The 15919-nt window shown below is 61.9% G+C and carries 16 protein-coding genes; 5 read left to right on the top strand and 11 right to left on the bottom strand.

Annotated elements, in window-relative coordinates; genetic code table 11:
- The first annotated feature begins 12 nt into the window (after nt 1-12).
- The gene (locus tag KBY73_RS09575; protein ID WP_254936971.1) at nt 13-855 is read left to right on the top strand and encodes a DMT family transporter; all 843 of its coding nucleotides are present in this window, start codon (nt 13-15) and stop codon (nt 853-855) included.
- Here the strand turns inward: KBY73_RS09575 and KBY73_RS09580 are convergent.
- Together KBY73_RS09580 and KBY73_RS09585 are read right to left on the bottom strand one after the other, a co-directional pair.
- Entirely contained in the window at nt 824-1270 is a 447-nt protein-coding gene (locus KBY73_RS09580) for a hypothetical protein (protein ID WP_254936857.1), read from the bottom strand. The two genes, KBY73_RS09575 and KBY73_RS09580, sit on opposite strands and share 32 nt — an antisense overlap.
- Nucleotides 1271-1287: 17 nt before the next feature.
- Entirely contained in the window at nt 1288-1770 is a 483-nt protein-coding gene (locus KBY73_RS09585; RefSeq protein ID WP_254936858.1) for a hypothetical protein, read from the bottom strand.
- Between the two features lie 33 nt (nt 1771-1803).
- On the opposite strand from KBY73_RS09585, the gene ruvA reads away from it, so the two are divergent.
- From ruvA to KBY73_RS09600, 3 genes are all read left to right on the top strand, one after another.
- On the top strand, nt 1804-2451 hold the full coding sequence (gene ruvA, locus KBY73_RS09590) for a Holliday junction branch migration protein RuvA (protein ID WP_254936859.1): 648 nt from the start codon (nt 1804-1806) through the stop codon (nt 2449-2451).
- A gap of 92 nt (nt 2452-2543) precedes the next feature.
- Nucleotides 2544-2813, top strand: a complete 270-nt coding sequence (gene rpsO, locus KBY73_RS09595; RefSeq protein WP_106501986.1) for a 30S ribosomal protein S15 — start codon at nt 2544-2546, stop codon at nt 2811-2813.
- A gap of 11 nt (nt 2814-2824) precedes the next feature.
- On the top strand, nt 2825-3256 hold the full coding sequence (locus KBY73_RS09600; RefSeq protein WP_396096915.1) for a photosystem II biosynthesis protein: 432 nt from the start codon (nt 2825-2827) through the stop codon (nt 3254-3256).
- Here the strand turns inward: KBY73_RS09600 and KBY73_RS09605 are convergent.
- The 9 genes from KBY73_RS09605 to KBY73_RS09645 form a co-directional block, all read right to left on the bottom strand.
- A complete protein-coding gene (locus tag KBY73_RS09605; RefSeq protein WP_254936860.1) occupies nt 3236-6778 on the bottom strand; it encodes a DNA polymerase III subunit alpha in 3543 nt (1180 codons plus the stop codon). The two genes, KBY73_RS09600 and KBY73_RS09605, sit on opposite strands and share 21 nt — an antisense overlap.
- Nucleotides 6779-6890: 112 nt before the next feature.
- Complete coding sequence (gene gatA / locus KBY73_RS09610; RefSeq protein WP_254936861.1) at nt 6891-8375, bottom strand: Asp-tRNA(Asn)/Glu-tRNA(Gln) amidotransferase subunit GatA; 1485 nt, start codon at nt 8373-8375, stop codon at nt 6891-6893.
- A gap of 57 nt (nt 8376-8432) precedes the next feature.
- Nucleotides 8433-8672 (bottom strand): DUF1816 domain-containing protein, encoded by a 240-nt coding sequence (locus KBY73_RS09615; protein ID WP_106501869.1) that lies wholly within the window; start codon nt 8670-8672, stop codon nt 8433-8435.
- A gap of 61 nt (nt 8673-8733) precedes the next feature.
- Nucleotides 8734-10473 (bottom strand): 23S rRNA (guanosine(2251)-2'-O)-methyltransferase RlmB, encoded by a 1740-nt coding sequence (gene rlmB / locus KBY73_RS09620; RefSeq protein ID WP_254936862.1) that lies wholly within the window; start codon nt 10471-10473, stop codon nt 8734-8736.
- 15 nt (nt 10474-10488) lie between these two features.
- A complete protein-coding gene (locus KBY73_RS09625; protein ID WP_254936973.1) occupies nt 10489-10896 on the bottom strand; it encodes a ribonuclease III domain-containing protein in 408 nt (135 codons plus the stop codon).
- 16 nt (nt 10897-10912) lie between these two features.
- Nucleotides 10913-11257, bottom strand: coding sequence for an STAS domain-containing protein (locus KBY73_RS09630; protein ID WP_254936863.1), 345 nt, complete (start codon nt 11255-11257; stop codon nt 10913-10915).
- Nucleotides 11258-11352: 95 nt separating this feature from the next.
- Nucleotides 11353-12489, bottom strand: a complete 1137-nt coding sequence (gene carA / locus KBY73_RS09635; RefSeq protein ID WP_254936864.1) for a glutamine-hydrolyzing carbamoyl-phosphate synthase small subunit — start codon at nt 12487-12489, stop codon at nt 11353-11355.
- Between the two features lie 22 nt (nt 12490-12511).
- Entirely contained in the window at nt 12512-13555 is a 1044-nt protein-coding gene (trpD, locus tag KBY73_RS09640; RefSeq protein WP_254936865.1) for an anthranilate phosphoribosyltransferase, read from the bottom strand.
- Between the two features lie 104 nt (nt 13556-13659).
- A complete protein-coding gene (locus KBY73_RS09645; protein ID WP_254936866.1) occupies nt 13660-13992 on the bottom strand; it encodes a DUF3288 family protein in 333 nt (110 codons plus the stop codon).
- A 76-nt stretch (nt 13993-14068) separates the two neighbouring features.
- On the opposite strand from KBY73_RS09645, the gene KBY73_RS09650 reads away from it, so the two are divergent.
- Entirely contained in the window at nt 14069-15850 is a 1782-nt protein-coding gene (locus tag KBY73_RS09650; RefSeq protein ID WP_254936867.1) for an ABC transporter ATP-binding protein, read from the top strand.
- Nucleotides 15851-15919 lie beyond the last annotated feature (69 nt).

The raw sequence follows: 15919 nt of genomic DNA on the forward strand, positions 1-15919 counted from the left end.
GCCATGCTCGGCATGGTTGCCAGTGCCCTGAGCTTTTCGCTGATGGGCGTCTGCGTCAAGCAGGTGGGCGGGCGCATTCCCGCTGCCGAGGTGGTGTTCGCCCGGGCGATCGTGAGCGTGGCCCTGAGCTGGTGGCTGCTGCACCGAGCCGGGATTCCAGCTTGGGGCAATAGGCGCTGGCTACTCATATGGCGCGGAGCGATCGGCACAGCCGCCCTGCTGTGTGTTTATGCCGCCCTAGCGGCCTTGCCCCTGGCAGCGGCGACGGTTCTGCAGTACCTCTACCCGCCTTTCACGGCCCTGCTGGCCTGGCTGATGTTGGGGGAGCCAATCGGCAAGCGGGTGCTGGCGGCCATGGCCCTCGGCTGGCTCGGGGTGCTGCTCGTCGCCCAGCCGGCCGGCCTGCTGCAGGGCGGCGCGACCCTGGCGCTTTTTCCCGTACTGATCGCCGTTGCCGGTGCCCTGTTCACCGCCCTTGCCTACGTAAGCGTGCGCTCCTTGGGCACGAGCGAGCACCCACTGGTGATCGTCTTCTACTTCCCCTTGGTGGCCCTGCCCTTGAGCCTGCCCCTGGTGGCCCTCAATCCCGTGCTGCCCACCCCAGCGGAGCTGCTTTGGCTGGTCGGGGTTGGGGTATTCACCCAGCTAGGACAGGTGTATCTGACCCACAGCCTCACTGCCCTGCCGGCGGCGCGAGCAACGGCGATCAGCTACGTGCAAGTGCTGTTTGCCGGTGGCTGGGGCTGGTTGCTATTTGGCGAGTCAATCGACAGCTGGACCATCGCCGGGGCTGGCCTCGTACTGGCAGCCACCCTGGTAAGCCTTAGCCACAGTCAGCGACAGAAGCCGTCTTAGCCTCGGCATGGGCGAGAACGCGGCGGCAAAACTCCACCAGCTCCTCCGGCGTCATGTCGTGCTTGGCGTCGTTGGTTCGCCAGGCGCAGATAACGAAATCTGGTTCGGGGAGATTGGAATGGTGATCGATTGTGGGAAGCAGGGCGTATTGCTTCTTGTGTGCGCCCCTTCCAGCATCAGCTTCCCGGTTGTCGTAGGTGCCAATCAGGTGCCAGTCGAGCTGCTCGCCGGTCCAGTGGTCCAGGCCGCCCGATGCCACCACGGCGTTATGGATGGCGATGCGGTATTCCTGCACGTTGCTGCTGCCGCCACGTTTCTGATCCCGCTTGCACAGGGTGACCGCCTTGCGCTGCACCCAACCGGGGTAGATGCGGGCGGCTGTCTCAGGCAGCCAGGCAGGTGGGCTCGTATCCATCCCTTAAGTCTTGCTGATCAGCCCCTTGCCTTGAGTGGTAGCGGGTCGGTGATCCAGGTCTGCTGGTCTTCAGTCCCGTCCCCGTCAGCGCCGGTTGATGCGGCAGGGCCAACGGGGCGGGCCAAACGCCAGCTTTGCCCCCGCTCGCCCCGCTGCAGAAAGAGCTCAAAGGGACTGTCCACCCGGATCGGATCGCCAGCGAGGCGCCAGTCGAACTGGCCCTCCAGCCGCAGTCCCTTGGCCTCACCGATCACGATCGGCTGCTGCTGAGCCACCCGCACCCGACTCACCTCCGGCATGCCGCCTGCATCTAGGGCCAGGGCATCAGCGATGGCGGCCTGAGTGAGCTGAATCTGCAACTCAAGGGCCTGCAACAACACGGATCGAGGCGGCTGAGCGGTAGCACTGCAACCAGTGAGCACTACGCAAACCAGCAGCAGCAGTGGCAGCAACCAGGCGCTCAACCGGGGGAACAGCAGGGGCTGGGCACGGCTGAACACGGCGGGCACGATGGGGTACCTATTACTGACTCCATGATCGGCTGGCTGCAAGGGCAACTCAACCATCCCTGGCAGCAGGACAAGCGCTATGGGCTGCTGCTGGTGTGTCAGGGGGTGGGTTACGAGGTTCAGGTGAGCCAGCGTCAATGGCAGCAGCTGCCGCAGGAGGGCAGTGCGCTGGGGCTGCACACCCACTTGGCAATCCGCGACGACGCCTGGATTCTTTACGGCTTTGGTGAGCGCCACGAAAGGGATCTGTTTCGGGAATTGGTTGCCGTCAGCGGCGTAGGGCCCCAGATGGGCCTGGGATTACTAGGAGTGATGGATCCCAGGGAGTTGGTGCAGGCCATCGTGCAGACCGATCTACGCCGGCTCTGCCAGGCACCCGGGGTGGGCAAGCGCACCGCCGAGCGCTTGGCTGTTGAGCTGCGGACCAAACTGCAGCAGCGGTTTCTGGGGCAACTGGAAGACCACGGCGATCCGGATTCGCTAGCGGACGGCCCCCTCCTGCCGGCAGAAGGCCGTGATGAAGTGCAGTTAACCCTGGCTGCTTTGGGCTACGAAGCCCTTGAAATTCATCGTGCCCTGCGCGCGGTGGCCGCCGTGGGCATGGGGGAGTCGGCCGGGGCAGAAGATTGGATCCGAGAGTGCTTGCGCTGGCTATCGCGCCCAATGGACTGAGACGGCAATACCAATGTCCACCAGAAGGTATGGTGGGAGCTTGCACCGTAGGTCCCCAAACCGGGCCCAGCCTGCGTTTTATTCCTCAGCCCATGCCGCTCACCACCACCAAAAAGCAGGAACTGATCAACGGTCACCAGACCCATGGCACAGACACCGGATCGGTGGAAGTGCAGGTGGCCATGCTCAGTGAGCGGGTCAGCCAGTTGACCGGCCATCTGCAGAAAAACAAGCACGATTTTTCTTCCCGCCAAGGCCTGCTCAAGATGATCGGACGCCGTAAGCGCCTGCTTGGTTATCTAAATGGCATCAGCAAGGAGCGTTACAGCGCTTTGATCGCCAAGCTCGGCATCCGGGGCTGATCGAGGCAGCCATGGCCGGAAAGGGAATGCAGGGTCGCGCCCAATCGGGCAAAGGCAACCCAAAACCGCCCCGGCGTTCCGGTCCCAGTCAGCAGGTAATCCCTGACGCGGTTGCTAATCGCATGGCGCGCCGAATTGCAATCGGCACCGGCATTCCCACTGTGATGGGCATGGGCGTATTTATTGGTAGCTACCTGTTAGTCAGCCGCCAAATCTTCGACGTTCCACCGAGTGCCACCTTGGCGGCATCGGGTGGATGTTTTTTTCTAGGGCTGTTGGGCTTGAGCTTTGGTGTGCTTTCCGCTAGCTGGGAAGAGAAGCCAGGCAGCTTGCTAGGCACCGAGCAGATCGGACTCAATATCGGCCGCTTGCGCAGCTCGGTCAAGGCGATGCGCAATGGTGCAGGCAATCAGCCAACCAGCTCAGGCCGCCAAGAGCGATGAACTGATGCGGGCCTGAAAATCGGCAGCGATGAGGGTGTCAAGGGCAGCGCCCACATCGCCTACGCAGAATTGGGGGCCAAGCCGCACGAAGCGGGTCTGGCCCGCCTGACGAACCAGAGCCACCACAGGCACTCGCAGACCAGCCTCATCCTGGGGTGGCTTGTGACGATGTAGGCACTCGCGCAGGCGGTGCTGAATGGCGATGTCGGCGGCCTGATCGGCGGGTAAATCGACCATCAACAGCTGCAGATCGTCAATGGAGCGGCAGTCCTCGACAATTAATTGCACCCGATCATCGCGGCGATCCACCGAAGCCCACACCAGCAAGCGCGCATCCACCATTAGGTGGTCGGCTAGACGGGCATAGCTTTTAGGAAACACGACCGCCTCACAGCTGCCGGTTAGGTCCTCAAGCTGAAGCACGGCCATCCGGTCGCCCTTGCGGGTGTTCACCTGACGCAGCTCAGGCACCATCACAATTGCACTCACCTTGGCCTTGTCGGCCATCTCCTCGAGATTGCCCAGAGCGACCGGCGATAGCAACTTCACCTGCTGGGCCAGCTGCTTGAGGGGGTGGTCTGATAGGTAAAAGCCCACCAACTCCTTTTCCAGGCGAAGTTTTTCGGTCGGGGGATAATCGCGCACCGGGGCCGCCTTAGGGGCGGTGCTGATATCGGCCAGGCCGGTGGCATCGGAACCCCCAGCAGAGTCGGCTGCGGCGCTGGCGCCAAACAAATCAAAGAGGTTGCCCTGACCGCTGGCCCGATCCTTGGCACGGGAGCTGGCCCAGTCGATCACCAGATCCAGATCCGCCATCAATTGGGCGCGATTGCCCAGAGGCTCGAGGGCATCAAGTGCTCCTGAATGGATCAGGGCCTCCAAGGCACGGCGGTTGAGCTGCTGGCCAGGAATGCGATCACATAGCTCAGCCAGGGAGTTGAAACAACCATCGCCAGAGCGGGCCTCAATCAACTGTCGAATCGCCCCGTCACCCAAATTACGAACGGCCGAAAGACCAAACAGAATTCGATCACCAACGGGTGTGAAATCGATGCCGGAAGCATTCACATCAGGAGGCATCACTTCGATACCCATAGCATTACAATTGGCTATATATCGCTGCACCTTGGCCGAGTCTCCGGCATTGACGGTGAGCAGAGCCGCCATGTAAGCCACTGGGTAGTGAGCCTTGAGATACGCCGTTTGATAGGTCACCGCGCCATAGGCGGTGGAATGGCTCTTGTTAAAACAGTATTCAGCAAATAAAACCATCTGCTCAAACAACGCCTCCGCTATTCGAGGTTCGACGCCACGTTGGGTGGCACCACTAACAAAAAGGCTCTGGTGTTTCTCCATCTCACTCTTTTTCTTCTTGCCCATCGCCCGCCGCAGCAGGTCTGCTTCGCCAAGGGAATAGCCAGCCAATTCCTGAGCGATCTTCATGATCTGCTCTTGATAAACCATAATCCCATAAGTCTCCTTAAGGATCGGCTCAAGTTTCTCGTGGGCTACATCAATTACCTCCCGACCGTGCTTGCGATTAATAAATTTAGGAATCAGACCTGCATCAAGCGGACCGGGCCGGTAAAGGGCCAAAATCGAAGAGATATCCTCAAGCGACGAAGGCTTGAGGTCGCGCACAATCTGGCGCATGCCGCTTGATTCAAGCTGAAAGATGCCCTCAAGATCACCACGGGCAAGTAGAGCGTAGGTTCCTACGTCGTTAAGAGGCAGATCATCTGGATCGACCTTAATGCCACTGTACTGCTGCACAAGATCGACAGTTTTATCAATCATTGTGAGGTTTTTGAGGCCGAGGAAGTCCATTTTTAATAGACCCATCGACTCCACATCTTCCATAAAGTATTGAGTAATCACCTGGCCGTCGTTATTGCGCTGCAGGGGGACCAACTCATCAAGAGGTTCAGCCGCAATCACCACGCCAGCGGCGTGTACACCAAAGGTCTTGTTTGTGCCCTCAATACGCATTGCCATATCAACCCAGCGCTGTACCACCGGATCTTTTTCATATTTCTCGCGAAATTCTGGAGCCGGTGATTCAGCTCCGATCATTTCCTTGAGCTTGGCTGGTTTACCTCGCACCACAGGGATCAGCTTGGCCAAGCGATCCGCATCGCCATAGGGAATATCGAGTACGCGGGCCACATCCTTGAGCACCGCTTTTGAAGTCATGCGATTGAAGGTGATGATCTGGGCCACCTTCTCTTCGCCATAGCGCTTAGTGACGTAGTCGATAACTTCGCCACGCCGCTCGATACAGAAATCCGTATCAATATCCGGCATCGACTTGCGCTCAGGGTTTAAGAACCGCTCAAACAACAAGCCATTGGTAACTGGGTCAATGTTGGTGATCCCGAGGGCGTAGGCCACCAAGGAACCCGCAGCTGAACCACGACCCGGCCCCACAGGTATGCCGTTGTCTCGGGCGAAGCGGATGTAGTCCCACACCACCAGGAAGTAGGTGGGAAAACCCATCTGCTCCATAACCTGGAGCTCAAAGGCGAGGCGATCGCCATATTGGGGCTCGAAGCTAGCGTCACCAGCCAGGCGTAGGCGCTGCCGGAGGCCCTGCTCGGCCACCTCAGTCAGATAGCTCACCGCTGTGTGCCCAGCCGGGATCGGGAAGCGGGGCATCTGATAGCGGCCGAGGATGTCATAGGCCTCCACCTTGTCTGCCACCTTGGCTGTGTTCGCAACAGCCCGCTCAATGAGCTCAGCTGGAAGGTGGTCATTGAACAGGGAGAGCATCTCGGCCTCCCCCTTGATATATTCGGTACCCGTGTAACGCAGACGTTTCACGTCGCTGATCAACTTGCCTGTGAGTACGCAAAGCAGCGCGTCGTGGGCTTCTACGTCGTTGGCACTTAGGTAATGGGCATCATTGGTGGCGATCAGCTCAATACCTAGCTCGGCACCGATGCTGGCAATCCCGGTGTTGACGATGCGATCTTCGATGCCGCCATGATCCTGGATCTCTAGGTAGAAATCCTCGCCAAAAGTGCGTTGATACCAGCTGGCAACCTCTCGCGCCGCATCGGGCCGGCCATGCAAAATCGCCTGGGGAATTTCGCCGCCTAAGCAGGCAGTTGCCACGATCAAGCCTTCGCTGTACTGGCTCAACAATTGCTTGTCGATACAGGCACGGGCAAAGATGCCACGGCCGCGCATGCCGCGTAGGTGGCTGATGCTGGTGAGCTTCACCAAGTTGCGATAGCCAACCGCATTTTTGGCCAGCACCACCAAGTGGTAGCGGCGCTCCTTTTTCTGCTGAGGGTCATCAATGGAGCCATTGATGACATACATCTCATTACCGATGATCGGCTTGATCCCGGCTTTAGCACAAAGCTTGAGCAGCTCAATGGCGCCATACATGACGCCGTGATCGGTGAGTGCAAGGGCTGGCATGCCCAGCTCCACAGCCCGATCCACCATCGCCGGCAACTGGCTAGCCCCATCTAGAAGGCTGTAGTCGCTGTGGTTGTGGAGCGGAACGAAGGCCAAGGGCAGGTCTAGCCAAAAGGCATCGGAAGCCTCCCCACGCTAGGCGACCACGCAAGATCCAGTGTCATTTGCTCACCAGAGCGGGGGAAACCACTAGATCTGGGGCCAGGTCCTAGGGCACCAATGGGGCCACAGGGCGAGCCTGCATCACCTGGGCGGCCAGTTCGTAGTGGTGGGCCACCTGAAGCAGGCGCGGCTCTTCGAGCACCCCCGTGATCAGCTGCAGACCAATCGGCAGGCCCTCGCGATCAAAGCCGCAGGGCACATTGATGGCAGGCAGGCCAGCCATGTTTGCCGGGATCGTGAGCAGGTCGGCGAGGTACATGGCCAAGGGGTCGTCGCTGTGGGCGCCAAAGCCAAAGGCCGTGGTAGGCGAGGTTGGGGTGAGCAGCACATCCACCGCCTCAAAGGCCCGGTCAAAGTCACGCCGAATCAAGGTGCGCACCTGCTGGGCTTTCTTGTAGTAAGCATCCACATATCCGGCCGAGAGGGCGTAGGTGCCGATCAGGATGCGGCGCTGCACCTCGTCGCCAAAGCCCTCAGCCCGGCTGCGGGCAGTCATCTCGGCCAGGCTGGTGGCATCTGGGGCCCGGTAGCCGTATTTGACACCGTCGTAGCGGGCCAGGTTTGCAGAGGCCTCCGAGGGCGCAATTACGTAGTAGGTGGCGATCCCGTCGTTGAAGCGGGGGCAGCTCACATCCACCAGCTCGCAGCCCAGGGCCTCCAACTGGGCGGCAGCGGCCAGCACCGCAGCCTTCACCTGGGGATCAAGGCCCTCAGCCTCGAAGCACTCCCGCACCATGCCCACCCTCAAACCAGCAACAGGTTGGTCAAGGGCGGCGACGTAATCGGGCACGGCGGCCTGCAGGCAGGTGGCATCGCGCGGATCCGCACCGGCGATCACCTGCAGCAGCTCGGCCGCATCCGCCACCGAGGAGGTGAACGGGCCCACCTGGTCAAGGGAGCTGGCGAAGGCCACCAGGCCGTAGCGGCTGACGCGGCCATAGGTGGGCTTCAATCCCACCACCCCACAGAAGGAGGCGGGCTGGCGGATCGACCCACCGGTGTCGGAGCCGAGGGAGGCGATGCACTCGCCTGCGGCCACTGCGGCGGCGCTGCCACCTGAGCTGCCACCAGGCACCCTCTCTGGATTCCAAGGGTTGCGGCTGGGGCCGAAGGCTGAGGTCTCGGTGGAGCTACCCATGGCGAACTCATCGAGGTTTGTCTTGCCAAGCAGGACAGCTCCCGCCTGCCAGAGGCGGTCGGTAACAGTGCTCTCGTAGGGGGGAACGAAGTGCTCCAGCATGCGGCTGGAGCAGGTGGTAACGACCCCTTTAGTGCAGAGGTTGTCCTTAATTGCCAGAGGAATACCTGCCAGGGGGGGCAAATCTTCGCCAGCAGCGCGGCGGACGTCGATACGGTCCGCATCTGCCCTGGCCCGCTCGGCGGTTATCTCGAGATAGGCGTGAACAGTGGGGTCAACCGCTTGGATGCGGGCCAGATGGTGTTCGGTGAGTTCACGGGCTGAAACCTCACCATTGCGCAGTTGTTGACGCCATTGTGCAATCCCCTGTTCGCGCGAATCAGCGATCCCCATCAACCCTGTTGCCAGTTGGATTGGACGCTATCAGCCAGCGGCAACGGCCACTAGCCCTCAGTCGAGCTCGGTGAGCGGTTCGCCCCGACGGGTGCGCAATAACTGGTGATCCAGAGAACCCGGAGATTCGGCCCGGAGGTCGTTCAAGAAAGCCGGCAGATGGCTTTCCAGAGTGCCGCGACGCACGAAGGGGCCAAACCAATAAACAGCGTTGGGAGAGTGGGTTTCTACCCGTGCCCACCAAGCCAGGCCCAGACCATTGGCGCAGCTGCGCACTGGCCACAGCAGGGGATTCATGAGGCAGGAGCGGCTTGTAAGTCATTCTGCCCGGCGTCGGTACCGTGGCTTGAAGGGAAAGTCACAGTTGAATATCCCCAAGGAAACCAGATTTGGCAGCTGGCTCCATCCCCAGGTCAATGGCCGGTTCCTGGTTGTCCGGTCGCTGGTTAACCGGTTGCTGGTTGACAGGGATATCTGCAGCAATCTGCTGTTCTGCCAATAGCTCTGGCTGATCCTCTGGCTCAATTTCCGGCATTACCTCTTGCTCCAGCTGAGGCTCTTGTTCGTGAAGAAGCTCAGGGGAGCTAGCCGGCTGGCTAGGAGGCAGTTGCTGCGCTGATACCGAACTCGCTTCTGGTGCCGGGGGCTCTTCCTCAGCCTCGGGGCTAGCGGCTGAAGCGGGCAGCTGGGGGCGCACCAAACGGGGCGCGGGCTGGGAACCAGTCAAACCCTTCATCCAGCCACGCCGAGCCACCTCATAGAGCAGCAGGGCGGTAGCCACAGAGGCGTTAAGGCTTGGTGTGGCGCCACGCAGGGGTATGCGCACCAGCTGATCGCAGTTGCGGCGGGTGAGCATGGAGAGACCATCCCCCTCCGAGCCGGTGACTATGACCAACGGCCCACCTAGATCGGCCTCCTCCAGGCTGACGGTGCCCTCGGCTGCCAGACCCACTACCCGATAACCCTCCTGCTTAAGGGTGTCGAGGGCGCGATTGAGGTTGACCACCCGTGCCACGGGCAAGTGCTCAAGCGCACCTGCCGCAACCTTGGCCACCGAGCCGGTAAGCCCAGCGCTGCGGCGCTGGGGCAAAACCAGGCCATGGGCACCCAGGGCTTCGGCACTACGCACAATTGCGCCGAGGTTTTGGGGATCAGTAAGACCGTCCACCGCCATCAGCAAGGCCGGCTCACCAATGGTTGCGCAGCCCTCCATCAGGGTCTGCAGATCAAGGGTCTCAGCTGCCGCTGTCTGCAGGGTGATGCCCTGGTGCACCGCACCACCTGTGAGCTGACCCAAGCGCGCCCAGGTGACCTCCTCAACCAGCACCCCCGAGGCCTTGGCTTCTCGCAGCAGCTGCAGAAACTTGGGGCTGAAGCGCATTTCTGGAGTGCACCAGACGCGATGAATAGGTCGACCGCTCTCAAGTGCCGCCTGCGCTGGATGCCGGCCCCAGATCAAATCGGCGCTGGGATCGACGCTGTGGCGCTCCGCATCACCGCTGGGGGGGAGGCTATCCGCGTCGACGATCAGCGGCTTGCCAGCAAACCTGCCAGGCGCTGGGCGGCCCCCGGGATCAAAACGGCGGCCATCAGGGCGACCGCCCCCTTCAAAGCGACCACCACCTTCATAGCGACGGCCATCTGGGCGACCTGAGTCGGGACGGCGCCCCTGGGGACGACCTTCAAAGCGGCCACCGGGTCGCCGCTCGTAGGGCTTGCTGTCTGAGCCGGAGCGATCGCTAGAAAAACGGGGAGCAGGCGGACGGTCGAAGGACGGCCGCTCGCTGTCACCACGCCGTTCAAATGGGCGGCGCTCGCCGCGACTACTTGGGCGATCCGCTGGCCCATCCCGGCGGGGCTGGAAGCGGGATACACCCCGGGGGGCTGGTCGCGTACCAGCCTCTCGCCGGGGTTCCCGATCTCTTGGCCCTTCACGGCCCTCACGGCCTTCACGGCCTTCTCTTCCCTCACGGCCTTCACCAGCTCCATCGCGGCGCCATTCAGGCTTGGGACCGCTGAAGCGGGGTGGGCGGCCAGCCGCCCCGCGGGCGCCGCCCCCAGTCCGCTTCTCGGGACGGCGTTCAAATCGTGGGCTCATGGCGTTGTCTGCAGGTTATGGATCGATCTCCTTCAAGTGATCTAGCAGCTCGGCTAACCGGGCAGGCTCGTTGAGAAACAACCAACCAAGCAGGGCCTCAAGGCCCGTTGCCTGGCCATAGGCCGCCGCATCCCCCCGTCGGGGCCCCCTGCCAGCCCGATTTCGGCCCCGGCGCACCAGGTCTCGCTCCGCATCAGTGAGCTGGTGATCAAGCCTCGCCAGTGCAAGGGCCTGGGCGTCGGCACGCACTACTTGCACAACCTCCTGATGCAGGGTGTGGGAGCGGCCTGGACGCTGACACCGCTGCAGTCGGTGATGAAGCTCCCAGACCGCATCACCCAGCCAGGCCAGCTGTAGCGGGCCTAATTCGGCCTGGGGAGGATGGGGGGCAAGGCCAGCTAGCCAGCTCGAAGCGGGCCGCAGCTCAGACTTTCCCTGCTCAAGCGGCGAGGTTGCCAAGGGCTGTTTCGAGGTCGGGCTGAAGGTGCAGAAATTCTTCTAGGCGCACCAGCTTCACGGTTTGAACAACCCGGGCATTACCCACCACCAGAAACTTTTGCCGATCGCCGTTGCACTGCTTAGCAAGCTGGACTAAGGCGCCAAGACCGGACGAGTCGAGGAAGTCGATGTGGCTGAGATCAATCACCAAAGGCTGACCATTGCCGCGGTGAGAGGCCACAAATTCCCCGAACTGTTTGTCGGAGTAGGCATCCAGCTGGCCAGTGAAGCGAAACAGCTGGCAGTGGGCCTGCTGCTCGAAGCCCCCTCGCAGGGAGACAGTCAATCGCTGCAGGTCGTTGATGGCTCCAGTCCTCGATCCGTTCTGGGACGAAGTTTAGGAAGCAAATTTGCCGCTGCAGAAGACGCAACAAAAATGCGTCAGCGGCGGCTTGCCATCAGGGCGGCGAAGCGCGCGAAGTGATGGTCGGCGTCGTGGGGACCGGGACTGGCCTCCGGGTGGTACTGAACGCCAAACACCGGTGCCTCAAGCAGCTCCAGCGCGGCCACGGTTTGGTCGTTGAGGTTGTGGTGGGTTACCCGCACTCGGTCGGCGGGCAGGGATTCGGGCACGAGGGCAAACCCATGATTTTGGCTGGTGATCTCCACCTGGCCTGGGCTGCCGCAAGGGTGATTTAGACCGCGATGGCCATAGCCCAGTTTAAAAGTGGTGCCTCCAAGGGCTAGCCCCAGGATCTGGTGGCCAAGGCAGATGCCAAATAGGGGGAGATTAGGCAGGGCGATAAGACCTTTGGCGAGCTCAATAGCGGAGCTAACGGCGGCCGGATCGCCGGGCCCATTGGACAGGAACACTCCCTCGGGCTTGTAACTAAGAACCTGCTCCAAGCTGGTATCGGCTGGAAGCACGGTCACCTCACAGCCATGGGCCACAAGACGCTCGAGGATCGCCCGCTTGATGCCGAAATCAATGGCCACGACCCGGTAAGGGCGATCGGGCTGGGATTGCATACGGGCATCAAAAGCCGCTCCACAGGCTTGATCCCAGTGATAAGGAGTGGGGGTAGTAACAGATGCCGCCAGGTTTAGTCCCTGCATCGAAGGGGCCGAGCGCACTTGGTCAAGCAGGGCCGAAGCCGAGGTGCCATCACTGCAAATTGCGCCGTTGATCGCGCCGCCATCACGCAAATGACGCACTAGAGCTCGCGTATCAATTGCTCGAATTCCAACTACTCCATGGCGGAGAAGCCAGCCATCTAGATCACCCTCTGAGCGCCAGCTACTGGTGCAAGGAGAAAGCTGACGGGCAATCACCCCACGCACATGGGGGCGATCCGCTTCCTGATCGGCATCGTTGATCCCGGTATTGCCCAGTTCGGGATAGGTAAAGGTGACCAACTGCCCGGAGTAACTCGGGTCGGTCATGACCTCCTGATAGCCGGTCATACCGGTGTTGAACACCACTTCTCCGATGGCCGTGCCCCTGGCCCCGAAGGCCTCTCCGCGCAGCACGGTGCCGTCGGCCAACACCAGCAAGGCAGTGGCAGCAGGCTCGCTCACGGGTTCAGCGCAATTGGTTCGATCATCCCGCAACGGGGGCTGGCAGGGCGGCGCGCAGCCGCTCTAGAGCTTGCCAGCCAGCTCCATCGGCAATGGCCTGCTGGGCCAAACTCAGGCCAGCGTCGACCGAGTCGCTCAAACCAGCGGCCCACAGCACCAGCGCCGCGTTGAGGGCCACCACATCAGCCTGGGCGCGGCTAGCTCGGCCCTGGAGCACGGCTTCGAGAATGGCTTGGTTGGTGGCTAGATCTCCGCCCGCCAGATCGGTGATCGGGGCAAGCTGCAAGCCCAATGCCTCCGGATCAAGCTGGTCGCTGCTAACGACTCCAGATTCCACCAGTCGCAGCGAATTAACTCCAGCCAGGGAGGCCTCATCCAGGCCGCCCTGACCATGTACAACCACAGCTCTGCGCAGCCCCAGCCGGGCCAGTGCCTCAGCCATCGGATCGAGCAGATCAGGCCGGGCTACACCGAGCACCTGGGCCTCCGGCCGCAGGGGATTTACCAACGGGCCGAGCAGATTGAAAACAGTCCGCACCCCCAGGCTTCGGCGCAGGGGGGCGAGCCCCACCAGCGCCGGATGCCAACCAGGAGCAAACAAGAAGGTCACCCCCGCACTTGGTAAGGCGCCAATCACCTGCTCCTGGGGGGCCTGCAAATGAATGCCCACTGCCTCCAGCACATCGGCTGAGCCCACCCGACCGCTGGCACTGCGGTTGCCGTGTTTGGCCACGTGGGCGCCACAGGCGGCCGCCACAAACGCCACAGCCGTTGAAATATTGAAGCTGTCGGCCCCATCGCCACCGGTGCCACAGGTATCAACGAGAGCAAGCGAAGGGCGGGAAGCCGGCAGCGGGCAGGCTTGTCGCAAGACCTCGGCCATCGCCGCCAGCTCTTCGCCACTTACTCCCTTGGCCCGCAAGGCGGCCAGCAGCCCTCCGGTGAGCACTGGATCGATCTGTTCGGTCAGCCAGCCCTGCATCAGCTCGGTGGCCTGTTGGGCCGACAGCGACTCGCCATTGAGCAGCTGGTCCAACAGGGAAGGCCAGGACTGAACAATGGGCATGACTAGTAAAAAGCCCGGGTGCAAAGCACTCCGGGCCGGGTGATGGGGACCTCTCCACTATCACCCGAAGAAGGGGTAAATGGCGATGGCTGCCTTGGCAAATGTCAGTTCTGCTCCTGGTCAGCGGTGTCAAAGCTGGAGCCCACCGCCTCGCTCGCCGCTGGTGCGGGCCGAAAACCTTTGGCCCAGGTTGCCTGGGTGCGGCTGTGCAGATCTTCACGGCTAATGCCCCACAGCCGCAGGGTCTTGGCCAAATCTGAGCTGAGATCTCGGGCACCGGGAAAGGCTTCGTAGCGCATCAACAAGCGGGCGGCATCAACCAGGTGGTGGTCGGCTGGCACCTCAGCAGCAAGCAGCCCATCCACCACCTCGCGATCCGTGGCGTAAAGCGGATGACTTTGATCGTTGCTGCCGGATTGGGATGGAGCGGAAGCCATGGCGCAGCTGTTGCTGAGGCCAGCCTGCCGGAAAAGCAGCTGCTTAGGTTGGTGGGACCTGTGAAAACGGCCCCTGATGGGAGCCATACGGCTGGATCTGATCCGTCGCTACCTGCGGCCCCATCGCAAGGTGGTGTTAATCGGCGTCGCCGCCCTCGTGGTGGTGAACCTGCTGAGCGTCTCCATTCCCCTGCTGGTGCGGCGGGTCATCGATGACCTGCAGGATGGTTTCGCACTTCAAGACGTGCTCGCTCAGGCAGCGCTGATCGTCGCCCTGGCAACGGTGATGGGGGCGGTGCGGCTGTACTCACGAATGCTGGTGTTCGGGGTAGGCCGGCAGGTGGAGGCCGAGCTCAAGCAACAGATTTTTGATCACCTGCTCAAGCAGGAGCCCGGCTGGGTGCAGACCACTGGCAGCGGCGAGGTGATCAGCCGAGCCACTTCCGACGTTGAAAACGTGCGCAGGCTGCTGGGCTTCGCCGTGCTCAGCCTTACCAACACGGTGCTGGCCTACGCGCTCACCTTGCCGGCGATGCTTTCAATCGACGCCTGGTTGACCCTGGCGGCGGTGGGGCTCTACCCACTGATGCTGATGGTGGTGCGCCTGTTCGGCGGTCGCATGATGCGCCAGCAACGCCGCCAGCAGGAGGCCTTGGCCTCCTTAAGCGACCTGATCCAAGAGGACCTTTCCGGCATCAGCGCCATCAAGATCTATGGCCAGGAGAGCACCGAGCAGACCGCCTTCGCCGGTCGCAACCGCATCTACCGGGATGCTGCCCTGAATCTGGCCCGCACCCGCAGCACCCTGTTCCCGCTGCTGGAGGGCATCTCGTCAATCAGCCTGCTACTGCTGCTCGCCTTGGGCAGTGGCCAACTTGAAAGTGGCCGCCTCAGCATCGGCGACCTTGTCGCCCTGATCCTGTTTGTAGAGCGGCTGGTATTCCCCACAGCCCTGCTGGGTTTCACCCTCAACACCTTCCAAACCGGCCAGGTGAGCCTGGAGCGGGTCGAGGAGCTGCTGCGAAGGCGGCCCTTGATCGTTTCTTCAACTTCACCAACTCCCCCAGCCAAGCCCGGTCGCGGGGCTGTGGAGGCCCGCGGCCTCACAGTGCGTTATCCCAACGCTCCTCGACCAGCCTTAGTGGACGTCAGTTTTGAGCTCCACCCCGGCGAGCTTGTGGCAGTGGTGGGCCCCGTGGGCTGCGGTAAAACCACCCTGGCCCGTGCCCTGGGGCGCATGGTCGAGGTCGATCCCGGCCAACTTTGGCTTGATGGGGTCGACATCACCGCTCTGGATTTGGCTGAACTGCGGGGCCAGGTGGGCTTAGTACCCCAAGAGGGCTATCTGTTCACCGCCAGCCTTGCCGACAACCTGCGTTATGGCGAGCCTGATGCGCCGTTGGAGCGGGTCGAGGCAGCAGCTCGCCAGGCCAGGCTTGAGGGCGACATCAAGGGATTCCCCGACGGCTACCAGACCCTGGTGGGGGAGCGAGGCATCACCCTTAGCGGCGGCCAGCGACAACGCACAGCCTTGGGGCGGGCCCTGCTGGTACGCACCCCTCTGTTGGTGCTTGATGACGCCCTGGCCAGTGTCGACAACACCACCGCCGCCGAGATCCTGCGCACTATTCGCAGCGAGCAGGCCAATGCCCAATCAAATAACCAAGGCCTGGGTCGCACCGTGCTGATGATCAGCCACCAGTTATCGGCGGCTGCAGCCTGTGATCGAGTGCTGGTGCTCGAAGATGGCCGGCTAGTGCAGCAGGGCCACCACAGCGAGCTACTGGCTGAGGGCGGCACCTACCGACGCCTTTGGGATAGGGAGCAGGCAACGGAGCAGCTGAAGGCTGCCGGCTGATCTCAATACTTGTTGAGCTGTTCAGCCAAGTGGCCTAGATGGGGCTTAGGTGGATGGTGTCGCCTTTTG

This window comes from Cyanobium sp. Tous-M-B4 (assembly GCF_024345395.1).
Taxonomy (GTDB): Bacteria; Cyanobacteriota; Cyanobacteriia; order PCC-6307; family Cyanobiaceae; genus Cyanobium_A.

Bases quoted from the DNA above. Each gene is read 5' to 3' on its own strand.
- KBY73_RS09575 (WP_254936971.1), top strand. From the start codon at position 13: ATGGTTGCCAGTGCCCTGAGCTTTTCGCTGATGGGCGTCTGCGTCAAG.
- KBY73_RS09580 (WP_254936857.1), bottom strand. From the start codon at position 1,270: ATGGATACGAGCCCACCTGCCTGGCTGCCTGAGACAGCCGCCCGCATC.
- ruvA (WP_254936859.1), top strand. From the start codon at position 1,804: ATGATCGGCTGGCTGCAAGGGCAACTCAACCATCCCTGGCAGCAGGAC.
- rpsO (WP_106501986.1), top strand. From the start codon at position 2,544: ATGCCGCTCACCACCACCAAAAAGCAGGAACTGATCAACGGTCACCAG.
- KBY73_RS09600 (WP_396096915.1), top strand. From the start codon at position 2,825: ATGGCCGGAAAGGGAATGCAGGGTCGCGCCCAATCGGGCAAAGGCAAC.
- gatA (WP_254936861.1), bottom strand. From the start codon at position 8,375: ATGGGGATCGCTGATTCGCGCGAACAGGGGATTGCACAATGGCGTCAA.
- KBY73_RS09615 (WP_106501869.1), bottom strand. From the start codon at position 8,672: ATGAATCCCCTGCTGTGGCCAGTGCGCAGCTGCGCCAATGGTCTGGGC.
- rlmB (WP_254936862.1), bottom strand. From the start codon at position 10,473: ATGAGCCCACGATTTGAACGCCGTCCCGAGAAGCGGACTGGGGGCGGC.
- trpD (WP_254936865.1), bottom strand. From the start codon at position 13,555: ATGCCCATTGTTCAGTCCTGGCCTTCCCTGTTGGACCAGCTGCTCAAT.
- KBY73_RS09645 (WP_254936866.1), bottom strand. From the start codon at position 13,992: ATGGCTTCCGCTCCATCCCAATCCGGCAGCAACGATCAAAGTCATCCG.
- KBY73_RS09650 (WP_254936867.1), top strand. From the start codon at position 14,069: ATGGGAGCCATACGGCTGGATCTGATCCGTCGCTACCTGCGGCCCCAT.